The 11981-nt window shown below is 61.5% G+C and carries 10 protein-coding genes; 3 read left to right on the forward strand and 7 right to left on the reverse strand.

Annotated elements, in window-relative coordinates; genetic code table 11:
- Window positions 1-13: 13 nt before the first annotated feature.
- A complete protein-coding gene (gene dnaE / locus ACO06O_RS09425; protein ID WP_421878675.1) occupies window positions 14-3514 on the forward strand; it encodes a DNA polymerase III subunit alpha in 3501 nt (1166 codons plus the stop codon).
- A 4-nt stretch (window positions 3515-3518) separates the two neighbouring features.
- Here the strand turns inward: dnaE and ACO06O_RS09430 are convergent, their stop codons facing one another.
- Window positions 3519-3803 (reverse strand): coiled coil domain-containing protein, encoded by a 285-nt coding sequence (locus tag ACO06O_RS09430; protein ID WP_421878678.1) that lies wholly within the window; start codon window positions 3801-3803, stop codon window positions 3519-3521.
- A 431-nt stretch (window positions 3804-4234) separates the two neighbouring features.
- On the opposite strand from ACO06O_RS09430, the gene ACO06O_RS09435 reads away from it, so the two are divergent.
- Window positions 4235-4552 (forward strand): hypothetical protein, encoded by a 318-nt coding sequence (locus ACO06O_RS09435; protein WP_421878681.1) that lies wholly within the window; start codon window positions 4235-4237, stop codon window positions 4550-4552.
- A 100-nt stretch (window positions 4553-4652) separates the two neighbouring features.
- Window positions 4653-5261 (forward strand): exopolysaccharide biosynthesis protein, encoded by a 609-nt coding sequence (locus ACO06O_RS09440; RefSeq protein ID WP_421878684.1) that lies wholly within the window; start codon window positions 4653-4655, stop codon window positions 5259-5261.
- Window positions 5262-5712: 451 nt separating this feature from the next.
- Here ACO06O_RS09440 and ACO06O_RS09445 read toward each other — a convergent pair whose 3' ends face one another.
- From ACO06O_RS09445 to ACO06O_RS09470, 6 genes are all read right to left on the reverse strand, one after another.
- A complete protein-coding gene (locus ACO06O_RS09445) occupies window positions 5713-7017 on the reverse strand; it encodes an NAD(P)/FAD-dependent oxidoreductase (RefSeq protein ID WP_421878687.1) in 1305 nt (434 codons plus the stop codon).
- Window positions 7018-7088: 71 nt separating this feature from the next.
- Window positions 7089-8714: an NTP transferase domain-containing protein gene (locus ACO06O_RS09450; protein WP_421878691.1), complete on the reverse strand. Its 1626-nt coding sequence runs from the start codon at window positions 8712-8714 to the stop codon at window positions 7089-7091.
- Complete coding sequence (locus tag ACO06O_RS09455; protein ID WP_421878694.1) at window positions 8714-9409, reverse strand: XdhC family protein; 696 nt, start codon at window positions 9407-9409, stop codon at window positions 8714-8716. The genes ACO06O_RS09450 and ACO06O_RS09455 overlap by 1 nt, the downstream gene beginning before the upstream one ends.
- A 1-nt stretch (window position 9410) precedes the next feature.
- Complete coding sequence (locus ACO06O_RS09460) at window positions 9411-9737, reverse strand: XdhC family protein (RefSeq protein WP_420416676.1); 327 nt, start codon at window positions 9735-9737, stop codon at window positions 9411-9413.
- Window positions 9734-11002: a vWA domain-containing protein gene (locus tag ACO06O_RS09465; RefSeq protein WP_421878697.1), complete on the reverse strand. Its 1269-nt coding sequence runs from the start codon at window positions 11000-11002 to the stop codon at window positions 9734-9736. The genes ACO06O_RS09460 and ACO06O_RS09465 overlap by 4 nt, the downstream gene beginning before the upstream one ends.
- Window positions 10999-11925 carry an AAA family ATPase gene (locus ACO06O_RS09470; protein ID WP_420416678.1) on the reverse strand — a complete coding sequence of 309 codons (927 nt, stop codon included), beginning with the start codon at window positions 11923-11925 and terminating at the stop codon, window positions 10999-11001. Before ACO06O_RS09470 ends, ACO06O_RS09465 begins: the two co-directional genes overlap by 4 nt.
- Window positions 11926-11981 lie beyond the last annotated feature (56 nt).

An 11981-nucleotide genomic window follows, 5' to 3' on the forward strand; every position in this document is an offset into this window, starting at 1 on the left:
TAGACTGGCAACCATGAGCGCCCCTGCCGATTTCGTCCATTTGCGTGTTCATTCCGCCTATTCCCTGGCGGAAGGGGCGATCCGCGTCAAAGATCTGGTCAAGACTTGCGCCGAACAGCGCATGCCAGCGGTCGCGATCACCGACACGAATAATATGTTCGGCGCCCTGGAATTTGCGCAGGCCGCTGCCGGGGCAGGGGTCCAGCCCGTAACCGGCGTACAATTGAGTCTGCGCCGCGAGGAACGGGACGGCCCGGCGCAGCACGGTATCAAGCCCCCACCGGACAAGGTCGTACTTCTGGCCCAGAACGAGGCCGGCTATCAAAACCTGATGACCCTGGTGAGCTGGGCCTTCCTGAAGTCCGAAGCGGGTGAACTGCCCCAGGTCGGGATCGAAGACCTGGCGGCACGGCATGACGGGCTGATCCTGCTGACCGGCGGGACGGACGGTCCGGTCGGGCGATTGTTGATCGATGGACAGGCCAAGGCTGCGGAGGCGGCGCTGCTGCGTCTGAAGGAGATCTTCGGCGATCGCCTCTATGTCGAGATCATGCGCCATCATCTGGTCGATGAAGACCGGATCGAAGATGCACTCGTCCAACTGGCCTATGACCATGACATTCCATTGGTCGCCACGAATGACTGCTATTTCCCGACGGAGGATATGTATGAGGCGCATGACGCGCTGTTGTGTATCGCCCAGGGAACTGTCCTGACCGACGGCAACCGACGCAAGCTGACGCCGCACCACCGGTTCAAGTCTGCGCAAGAAATGCGTGCCCTGTTCGCGGATCTGCCGGAGGCAGCCGACAACACGCTCGTGGTCGCCCGGCGCTGCGCCTACATGCCGGAGAAAATCAAACCACTGCTGCCGGATTATACGAAACGGGGCGACCGTACGTCGGAGGAAGCGCTGCGCGATCTATCGGTCGAAGGGCTGAAGGTCCGCCTGGCGGAGGAGGTCTTCACCGAGGATATGGATGAGGCCGCCCGTGAGGAGACGGCGAAACCTTACTGGGCCCGACTGGATTTCGAACTGGGCATCATCAATCAGATGGGGTTTCCCGGTTACTTCCTGATCGTTGCGGACTTCATCCAATGGACCAAGGGTCATGACATTCCGGTCGGGCCGGGGCGCGGGTCGGGGGCGGGCTCTCTGGTCGCCTGGGCCCTGACGATCACCGATCTGGATCCCTTGAAGTATCAGTTACTGTTCGAACGCTTCCTGAACCCGGAACGCGTGTCGATGCCCGACTTCGACATCGACTTCTGCCAGGACCGGCGTGACGAGGTGCTGCGCTACGTCCAGAACGAATACGGCACCGACAAGGTCGCTCAGATCATCACCTTCGGGAAGCTTCAGGCCCGTGCCGTGCTGCGCGATGTCGGCCGCGTGTTGCAGATGCCCTATGGCCAGGTCGACCGAATCTGCAAGCTGGTGCCGAACAACCCGGCCAATCCCGTGACCCTGCAACAGGCGATCGACGGCGAACCGCTGCTGCAGGCCCAGATCTACGAGGACGAATCCGTTGCCCGCCTGGTCAAGATGGCAAAGGCCTTGGAAGGCCTGTACCGCCATGCCTCGACCCATGCGGCGGGGGTTGTGATCGGCGACCGCCCGCTGGACGATCTGGTGGCGCTCTATCGCGACCCGCGCTCGGACATGCCGGTGACGCAGTTCAACATGAAGTTCGTTGAACAGGCCGGGCTGGTGAAGTTCGACTTCCTGGGTCTGAAGACGCTGACGGTCATCGACAAGGCGCGCCGGTTGATCGACCTGCGCGACGATCGCGACGAACCACTCGATATCGCCAAGATCCCCCTCGACGACGCGAAAAGCTTTGAAATGCTCTGCCGGGGGATCTCGACCGGGGTGTTCCAGTTGGAAAGCTCGGGCATGCGCGACGTCTTGAAGACGATGAAGCCTGACCGGCTGGAGGATTTGATCGCCGTCGTGGCCCTGTACCGTCCGGGGCCGATGGAGAACATCCCGACCTACATTAAGCGTAAGCACGGTGAGGAGAAGCCGACTTACCCCCATCCCAAATTGCAGCCGGTTCTGGAGGAAACCTTCGGGATTCCGATCTACCAGGAGCAGGTGATGCAGATGGCCCAGGTCCTGGCCGGCTATACGCTGGGCGGCGCGGACCTTCTGCGCCGGGCAATGGGTAAGAAGATCCAGGCCGAGATGGATCAGCAGCGCCAGATTTTTGTCGAAGGCGCCAAGCAGCATTCGGATGTCGACGCCAAGAAGGCGAACGAGATCTTCGACATGATCAACGCCTTCGCGGGGTATGGCTTCAACAAGTCGCACGCCGCCGCCTATGCGCTTGTTGCCTATCAGACGGCCTGGTTGAAGGCCAATTATCCGGTGGAGTTCATGGCCGCGTCGATGACGCTCGACATGCACAACACCGATAAGCTGAACGTGTTCCGCGAGGAAATTCAGCGCCTTGGAATTGGTCTCCTGCCACCTGACGTTAACAAGTCCGAAGTGGCGTTCAGTGTTGAGAAGGACGAGAACGGCGAACGGTGTGTGCGCTATGCCCTCGCGGCGCTTAAGAATGTCGGGTCCGGCGCCATGGAATCCGTGGTCGCGGCGCGGCGCGACGGCGGTCCCTTCAAGGACATTTTCGACTTTGCCGAAAGGGTCGACTCCAAGGCTTTGAACAAGCGTCTGGTCGAGAACCTGGTAAAGGCGGGGGCCTTCGATTCCTTGGAGCCCAACCGCCGGCGCCTGTTCGAAGCGCTCGAGGCCATCCTGGGTCATGGCGCTGCCACCCAAGCCGACAAGGTCAGCGCGCAGGCGGGGCTATTCGGCGGCGATCTATCGACCGCGAACCGGCCCAAACTGCCGAATCTGCCGGAATGGGCGCCGAACGATAAGCTCTCCAACGAATTTGACGCGATCGGCTTTTACATGTCGGCGCATCCGCTGGAGGCCTATGCCGCGTCCTGCCGGAAACTGGGCGTATCGCAATGGTCGGACGTGCTTTCCGGCCGCGTACCCCTGTCCAAAGGGGTTAAACTGGCGGGGATCGTCGGCGGCCGGCGGATAATGACGACGTCGCGGGGCTCCAAGATGGCCTTTGTCGCCATGTCGGATGCCAGCGGAAATTTCGAAGTCACCCTGTTCTCTGAAACCCTATCATCGGCGCGCGATCTTCTGGACAGCGGTCAGCCGTTGTTGGTCACGGTCAATGTCGACAAGAAGGGCGAGGGGCCGGACGCGGAACTGCGTCTGACCGCCAATGCGGTGAAAAGCCTGGACGAAGAGGCGGCCCAGGCGGCCAAGGGCATGCGGATTGTCCTGAACGAGAACAGCGATATCGAGAAGCTGAAGGCGATCTTCGACGGCCATGCGAAGCCGGGACGCGGGCGGATCGAACTGCGCGCGCTGAATACCCTCCAAGGCGATGTCGATCTGGCCCTGGATCGGGGATTTCAGGTGACCGCCCAGTTCCGCCAGGCGGTCAAGTCGATCCCCGGCGTCGTCGACGTTCAGGACCTCTAGTTTATCAGAACCGCTGAGACGCGGACCGGACCGACGACCGCAACTCGCTCCACGCCGTTTCCGCACCGGAAACAAGGTCTTGCCAGGCGTCGTCCCCCGCATTTCGCAAGGATTCGACCCGCCGGGTCAGCGCCTCCTGCCGCGCGTGCAGTTCGGCGATCTTCTCTTCGACGACAATCCGCGCATCGGCCCGGGCTGAATTCGCCTTGGCTGTAAGGCGTTGAATTTCCGCTTGGGACTCGCGCAGTTGCGCGTCCAGCTTATCCAGATAGGCGTCGCGTAAGGCCATGATTTTTCTCCTTTTCGTCTGGCGAACCAGGAAGCCTGACCGGCGAGGCTTGCCGAATGCGGCATCGGTTTCTGTGATCGTGCCTTTCTTGAGGATCAGGAACAGGTTCTGTCCAATGTCGGTTCGGCTTTGCCGCCGACAACAAGACGTTTGGGAATGCCTTGAATTTTCCATAGATGGGGCGAATGCGCCGCCAATGTGGGACCCCATCTGGGCAGGATTGTGAAAACTCCGTGATATCTCAAATATTTGGCGTTGCGGCGGCAGAGGCTGCAACCATGTGGCCGGTGAGGCGTTGATCGGGAAAGGCCGGATATTTCGGTCATGAGAGGGCGGCGCCCAGATCGGGAAATGCCGCCAACAACGCCCTGACCCGGATTGGATCGCAAGACAATTTCCGGGCGCGGGCGCAAAAAGGAAAGGAGCCTATTATGAAACCGCTTCTCACCGCTGCCACGCTGGCCGTTGCCATGGGTTTTTCCGCGCCGATGGCCCTCGCCGGAGACACGACGAACACCCGCGATGCCTATGAGGCGCGCATGAACCAGATGATGGAGGAACACCAGGCCTCCATGAAGGACACGGATCTGAACGAGGAAACCCAGAACGCCTGGGATGCCGTCGAGGAAAGCTGGGACGACCTGACCCAGGCGGCCGATGAAAACTGGGAAGCCGCGAAGACGACGTTCCAGGAAAACTGGGAAGAGTTCGAGCAGGAATGGGACGAAATGACGGCTGACAATTCGTAACGCGGCCGAATGACGATGCGGCGGCCTAACGTGCCGTCGGCATGTTCCGGGCGTCCCGCCAGTGGCGGGACGCCCTTTCCTTGGGGCGGGGAAGATCGAAATGACGCATGATCCCCAGAACTTGACGGACCTTTTGGATTCCCTGTCGGAGAAGTCTCAGAAAGGGTCGGTGACTGTACGTGAAATCCTGGACGGATTCGGACGGCGTAGTCATGGCGCACTGTTGTTCTTTCCTGGATTTCTGGTGGCCGCGCCAACCAGCGCGATTCCTGGCGTTTCCATCGGCGGGGCTCTGCTGATCTTTCTGATATCGGTGCAGATCGTCCTGTCGCCTAGAACGCCCTGGATGCCGCGCCGGCTGGCGCGGATGGAAATTGGGGCCGCCAAGATGGATTTCGCGATCCGCTGGTCCCGGCCGGTCGCTCGGTTTGTGGACCGGTTTCTCAGCCAAAGACTGACTTTCCTGTTCGTCCCGCCATTCTTGAATTTCGGTATCGCGCTTTGCGCGGCGCTGTCCCTGCTGATGGTCCCCTATGCCTTCATCCCCTTTGCCGCGTCTGTCGCAGGCCTGGCGGTGGCACTGTTCGGACTGGGGATCATCAGTCGTGACGGAATCCTGGCGCTCGGGGCGGGGTTCGTCGCGGCATTATCCGCGGCATTCGGTGCGTTCCTGTTCTTCGGGGCGGCCGAAATCCCGGAGTTTTTCTAGGACCAAAGCGAAAGGGCCGCCCGTTTCCGGTGCGGCCCTTTCCAATATCTATATTGCGCGGCGGGGCGCGGTTGGCTTACAGCACCGCCGACGCCGAGGCGATCAGCCCACCTACCAGGATCGAATAGAGACCGACGACGGCCGGCCAGGAGGCGGCGTTGTTGCGGTACATGCGGATCAGATCATCTTTATCCATCGATCGTCTCCTTCTCTTCGTTCCGGCGCGGGGCGCCTCAATTGCAGGGCGGGCCGAAGCCCAATGTTCATATCGCCTATCTACTCGATCCGTATTCAGGTTCAATGATAAATCGACATCTGGCTTTCCTGCTTTTTGCAAGGGCCCCCCCCGTTTTTTGCATAGCAGGAAGTCGGCGCCCGCCATTCCGGCAAGCCCCACAAGCCAAGATACTGAAAATGAAGAAAACCGGGGACGATGCCCCGGTTCACTCAATCAGCCCAAGACGGAGAAGGAACTGTCCTTGTTGATGGTCCGGCGTCGCGAGAAGAATCCGAGATTCAGCGTGCGACCGGTGTAATCCATCTTGAACTGAACCGGATCCTTGTCGTGATCCTGGCCGTTCCGATCGGCGTGGATCAGTTCCGCCATCATTTTGCCGGCCACGGGCGCGTTCTTGTACTGATTGCCCGAGGATCCGATGGCCATATAGAAGCCCGGCACCTGCGACTTGTCATAGATCGGGATCCAGTCGTCGGCGGTATCGTACAGTTCCGTCACGCCCTTCATCTGGCTTGGAATGCCCAGCGACGGCATGCGCTGCGCGACGCGCAAGGCCTGAACGCGCCATTGTTCGGAGAAATTCCGGTCCCAATCGTCCGGATCGACCTCAATCTGTTCGTCGCAAGGCGGATCTTCGGACCCGATCAGCAGGAAATTGCCCTTCTCCGGCCGGGTATAGCAGGAGATATCGCTGTCGGACGTGACCCAACCGTTCTCATACCAGCCTTCGACGGGCATCGGGACGTGGACGACTTCCTGCTTCAACGCGCGGGTCTTCACATTCATGTCGTCCAGCGCGCCGGCCATGGCATTGACCTTGGCGGAATGCGGGCCGGCGACGTTGACGACGATCGGCGCGTCAATCCGGGTACCGTCCTTCAGTGTGATCCCGGCGATTGCGCCATTGGCGTCCTTGCGGATTTCAGTGATTTCGGCATTGAAACGGAACTTGCCTCCGGCGCGTTCCGCCGCCTTGCGCAGATTCTGGGCGGACAATTGCGGATCGTTGATATAGCCGCCCTTGGGGAAGAAGACCGCACCGCCGACCTCGCCACCGGTCGGTTCGCCGAAGCCTTCGTCTTCCGGACGTTTGGCGGGATAGAAGCAGCGCAGATCATAATGCGGCATCTTCTGACGGATGTCGTCGTTGCTCCATTCCTCATAGGGCACGCCGATCTCGTCGGCGATTTCCTTGGCGCGGGCCATGAAGCCATTGGCTTCGCACTTGGTGACCATCGTCCCGGTTTCATGGAAATAGGCTAGGGCTTCGTCATCCGGCGCGCCGAGGAACTCTTTCCAGTTCTTCCAATAGAAATACCCTTCATAGGCCAGGGCGGATCCGTCGACGGTGGAGTAGTAGGTGCGAATGATCGCACAGGAGCCCGAGGTCGAGCCGTAGCCGGCGGCCGGCAGTTTGTCGACATTCAGCGTCTTATAGCCCTTGCGCGCCAGTTCCAGACCGACGGCGGAGCCGATCACGCCCGCGCCGATGATGATCGCGTCAAACTGTTCCGTCATTGTGAAGCCTTCTGGGTATTTTGTTCAGACATAAACGTCGCCGCGACTATGACACTGGTTTTTGTTTCGGCTCAACCCTTGAATTCGACACCGGCACGCGCGTGCGCCAAAGCTTCGGGCGTATCGAGATCGAGAAAGATGCCGGGATCGTCGACAGGCACTTCGGCGACTTGATCCTCATAGGCCGCGATTAACGCCTTGGCGCCGGTATCGCCCGACAGTTCCATGATCTCGGCAAAGAAACGGCGGGCCAAGAGCACTGGGTTGCCGCGCTTTCCATTGTAGACCGGAACGCAGATCGACCGCCCTTCGACGGGGTCGAATGCGGCCAGAAGCTTGCGCATGGTGGATAGCTTTACCCGCGGCATGTCACCCAGACAGATCAACGCGCCGTCGGCGTCCTGCGGCAAGGCGGCGATACCCCGTTTCACGGTCTCCGCCAGACCCTTGGCGAAATCCGGGTTATCGACAAATGACAGGTCCAGGTCGCCCAGAACCTCCCGAATGCGGTCGGCTTCATGACCGGTTACCGCCGTAGCTTGAGATGTTCCCGACGACAGAAGGGTCTCGGCGACATGCCGAACCAGGCATTTGCCGTCCAGTTCCTCCAAAAGCTTGTTGGCGGGACCCATGCGCCGCGATTGTCCGGCCGCCAGGAGAACGCCCGCGATCTTAGGCGCGGTGGTAACGGACGGGGTTGGATCGGCTTCCGCGCGGGGCAGGGGACGGGTCGGGATCTCCTTCAGAAACCCGCCCGCCCCCATATCCATGATGGCGAAACCGTCGATGGCCAGTCCGGCGACCAGTCGCTCCAGGACCCAGTCATAACCATTCGGCTTGGGGGATCGGACACAACCCGGTGCGCCAATCACCGGAACTCCAGCGACATCGCCAAAAAGCAGGAGGTTTCCGGGGTCGACCGGCATGCCGAAATGCAGGACTGTCCCGCCCGCCGCCTCAATTGCCGCGGGAATGACGTCGCGGCGGTCGACGATGGCTGAGGCACCGACAATCGTGATGGCGGCGGGACCTTCGGCGGCGGCGGTGGATAGGGCGGCGGCGAGGCTGCGGGCATCGTGATTGCACCGGGTCGATGCCGACAGGCTGGCGCCGAGGGACCGGGACCGGTCTGCCATAACCCGCTCCGTCTTATCGAGAATGGTGGGTTTCAGCCCCGGCAACACGGTCTGGATCAAAGCCAGCGACACCGGACGGAACGGGTGCAACGTTAATATGGGCTGGGCGGGCAGGGCGGCCTTCAGCGCCTCGACCGGAACGCCAAACGGAATGATCTTGGCCGTCGCGACCATCTGACGGGCCGCAACACGGCTGAAGGGCGGCAGCGCCGCAAGGGTGATTCCCTCGTCGATCCGGTTCAGTGCGGTTAGGGCCGCGGGATCATAGGAAAGAATGCCGGGCGCGTCGGCTATCATGTTGACCCGGCCCGTGAAGGCCGCGCTGCACGTCATGCCAGGGCCGGTGGCGGCTACGGCCAGGCGGTCGGCCGCTTCGTCTTCATGAATGTCGCCATTGGCAAGGCGACAAACGGTGACCTGGGCAATCCCGGCGGCCACCAAAGTGTCGCAATCCTCGGACGACAGAATGCGGCCTTTTTTCAGTCGCTTCCCGCCCGCATCCATCGAATGGGCCAGGATCGCACCTGCGGCGGTGCCGGATGGAACCGGTCCGAAATCCATCAGCGCCCCTTTGGCCCCCGCAAGGTCAGGGTCACCTTGCCCAGGATGGCGATGGCGATTTCCGCCGGGGATACCGCGCCGATATCCAGTCCGATGGGGCCGTCAATCCGGTCGATTGCATCCGGTTCGACCCCGCTCTCCCGAAGCCGAACGGCCCGCGCGGCCGCTGTCTTCTTACTGCCCAATGCGCCGACATAGAAGGTATCCGATTGCAGGGCAACCGCCAATGCCGGGTCGTCCAGCTTCGGATCGTGGGTCAGCGCGACGACGGCCGTCCTGCGGTCGGGCGCCAGCCGTGTCATGACTTCTTCCGGCCAATCCTGAACGACGTCGATATCCGGAAACCGCGACTGGCTGGCCCAGGCGCCGCGCGGATCGATGATCGTGACGGCATAGCCCGCCATCGCTGCCATGGGCGCGAGGTTTTGCGAGATATGGACCGCGCCGATCAGGATCATCCGAAGCGGCGGGTTGAAGACCTGGATGAACAGACCGTCTTCTGCGGGGCCAGACTTGTCCCGGCGCAGCGCGGATTCCGCCGCCGCGAGCAGCGTTTCGCTTACCGGAAGGTTGCCAGCGACAACCCGGCCGTCATGGATCAAACCTTGCGTACCGTCCGCAATTCGTGTCGCGAGCACGACGGCCTGGCCTTCCGCCCGCAAAGTGTCCAGGCGATCCAGAAGGTCGCGTTTCACGTCAGTGCTCCAGCTTTTCGACAAAGACCCGGACGGTGCCGCCGCAGGCCAGGCCGACTTCCCAGGCCATTGCGTCGGAAACGCCAAATTCCATGAGCTTCGGCACACCGCTTTCCATCACGTCGAGGGCTTCGGTCACCACCGCCCCTTCGATGCAACCGCCGGAGACGGAACCTTCGAATTCGGCCTTCTCATTTACCGCCAACTGGCTGCCGGCCGGGCGCGGGGAGGAGCCCCATGTTTCGACGACGGTTGCAATCGCAACGGCGAGACCGTCGTCCTGCCAGGATTTGGCCGCTTGAAGCGGGTCGTTGATGCTGGTCGTCATGCGGCTTGGTCCTTCCATCCCGAAGGGGCGCGGGGCCCTGGGTCGCGGCACAGAGCATCCGCCAGTTGCGACAGGCTGTCCAGATTGTGGATCGGACGGAAACTGTCGACGTGATCGATCATGACCCGCGCGCCGCTGGCCTTGGGTTGATAACCGTCCCAGCGCAATAGGGGATTCAACCAGATAAGCTGCCTGCAGGATTTTTGAAGCCTTTCCATTTCCTGCGCCAACCCCGCCGCGCCGTCCCGATCCAACCCGTCAGAGATCAACAGAACGATGGGACCCTGTGTCATGACCCGGCGCGACCAGACCCGGTTGAATTCCTCCAAGGTCACACCGATCCGGGTGCCGCCCGCCCAGTCTTCGACCAGGGACGCACATTGATCGACGGCAATGTCGGGGTCCTTGCGGCGCATCGTTCTGGTGACATTGGTCAGGCGGGTGCCAAACAGGAAGCTCTGCACGCGATCCCTGTCATTCGTCACCGTGTGGATGAAATGCAGCATCATCCGGGCATAGCGGTCCATGGATCCGGAAATGTCGCACAGAATGACCAAGGGCGGGACGCGGCGGCGGCGCTTGCGCATCGCGAGTTTCCCGAGATCGCCTCCGGTTCTCGCGGCGCGGCGCAAAGTGGCGCGCAAATCCGTCCGGCGCCCATTGGGATCGGGCCGGAACCGCCGGGTCGGGACCGGCGTGAAGGCCAGGCGCATGCGCCGGATGGCCTTGCGGGCGGCGTCCAATTCGGCCCCGGTCATTTTCTCGAAGTCCTTTTCGGCCAGAACTTCGCGTTTGGAAAAGGTCAGCGAGGCGTCGATGTCGAATTCATCATCCTCGCCATCGTCCTCATCCGTGCCACCGGGAGGGGATTCCTTCGCCAAGGCCTCGGCCAGGCGCGTTGCCATTTCCTGTTTCGGCGCTTCCTGCTCCCCCTTCATGGCGGGCAGCATCATCGCCATAGCCTTTTCCAGCAGGTTCGGATTGCGCCAGAAAAAATGGAAAGCCTGGTCGAACAGGTCGCGATGATCGCGACGGTTCACGAAGACCGAATGCAGGGTCCAGTAGAAATCCTTGCGATTGTCGACGCCGACCGCCGCGACGGCTTCCAACGCCGCCATGACCTTGCCCGGCCCGACCGGCAGGCCCGCCGCCCGCAGGACACGCGCGAAATGCATGATGTTTTCCGCCAATCGCCCACCGTCGGCCTGGCCAACCACAAGGTTGGCCGCCGGTTGGGACTGGCCGGGATCGCGGGTTCCGGTCACGCCGCAGCGCCTTCCCGGGCCAGCTCAGCCTTGGCTTCTTCGAGGATACGGGCCGCTTCCGATCCGCGCAGCTTGGCGATGTCGTCCTGATACTTCAGCAGCGCGCCCAACGTATCGTTGATCGTATCCGGGTCCAGGGCCAGGCGGTCCAACTGTGTCAGGGCCTGAGCCCAGTCGATGGTTTCCGCCACGCCCGGCAGTTTGAAAAGGTCCAGGGTTCGGATTTTCTGAACGAAGGCGACGATCTGACGGGACAGTTCCGTCGGCGCCTGCGGCGCCTTGATCGCGAGAATTTCCAATTCCCGCGCCGCATCGGGATAGTCGACCCAGTAATAGAAACAGCGACGCTTGATCGCGTCGTGGATTTCGCGCGTCCGGTTCGATGTCAGCACGACCAGTGGCGGTTCCTCCGCCTTGATCGTGCCCAGTTCGGGGACCGTGACCTGGAAATCCGACAGCACCTCCAGCAGGAAGGCCTCGAAGGGTTCGTCGGTCCGGTCCAACTCGTCGATCAGCAGGACCGGCGGCTTGCCGGATTGTGCGCTTTCCAAAGCCTGCAGGATCGGACGTTTGATCAGGAACTTTTCGGAAAACAGCGTGTCTTCCATGGACTGACGGTCACTGTTTCCGGAGGCTTCCGACAACCGGATTTCCATCATCTGACGGCCGTAATTCCATTCATAGACCGCCGACGAAACATCCAGACCCTCATAGCATTGCAACCGGATTAGCGGTCGGTCGAGCGTTCGGGACAGAACCTTCGCAATCTCGGTCTTGCCAGTCCCGGCCTCGCCTTCGAGAAACAGCGGCCGGTTCAACTTCAAGGACAGGAACAGGGCGGTGGCCAGCGAGCGGTCGGCCACATAGCTGCCGGTTGCCAGCAAGGAAAGTGTGTCGTCGACGGAGTCGGGAAGGGAGGTCATGCGGCCTCTTTCTTACGGTGTGGGTTTACCGCACGATATAGCGCGAGCCCCGGTGG

It is taken from the genome of Pacificispira sp., from assembly GCF_965228185.1.
GTDB lineage: Bacteria > Pseudomonadota > Alphaproteobacteria > UBA8366 > Aestuariispiraceae > Pacificispira.

Coding starts and splice junctions, on each gene's coding strand:
- dnaE (WP_421878675.1), top strand. CDS start 14: ATGAGCGCCCCTGCCGATTTCGTCCATTTGCGTGTTCATTCCGCCTAT.
- ACO06O_RS09430 (WP_421878678.1), bottom strand. CDS start 3,803: ATGGCCTTACGCGACGCCTATCTGGATAAGCTGGACGCGCAACTGCGC.
- ACO06O_RS09435 (WP_421878681.1), top strand. CDS start 4,235: ATGAAACCGCTTCTCACCGCTGCCACGCTGGCCGTTGCCATGGGTTTT.
- ACO06O_RS09440 (WP_421878684.1), top strand. CDS start 4,653: ATGACGCATGATCCCCAGAACTTGACGGACCTTTTGGATTCCCTGTCG.
- ACO06O_RS09445 (WP_421878687.1), bottom strand. CDS start 7,017: ATGACGGAACAGTTTGACGCGATCATCATCGGCGCGGGCGTGATCGGC.
- ACO06O_RS09450 (WP_421878691.1), bottom strand. CDS start 8,714: ATGGATTTCGGACCGGTTCCATCCGGCACCGCCGCAGGTGCGATCCTG.
- ACO06O_RS09460 (WP_420416676.1), bottom strand. CDS start 9,737: ATGACGACCAGCATCAACGACCCGCTTCAAGCGGCCAAATCCTGGCAG.
- ACO06O_RS09470 (WP_420416678.1), bottom strand. CDS start 11,925: ATGACCTCCCTTCCCGACTCCGTCGACGACACACTTTCCTTGCTGGCA.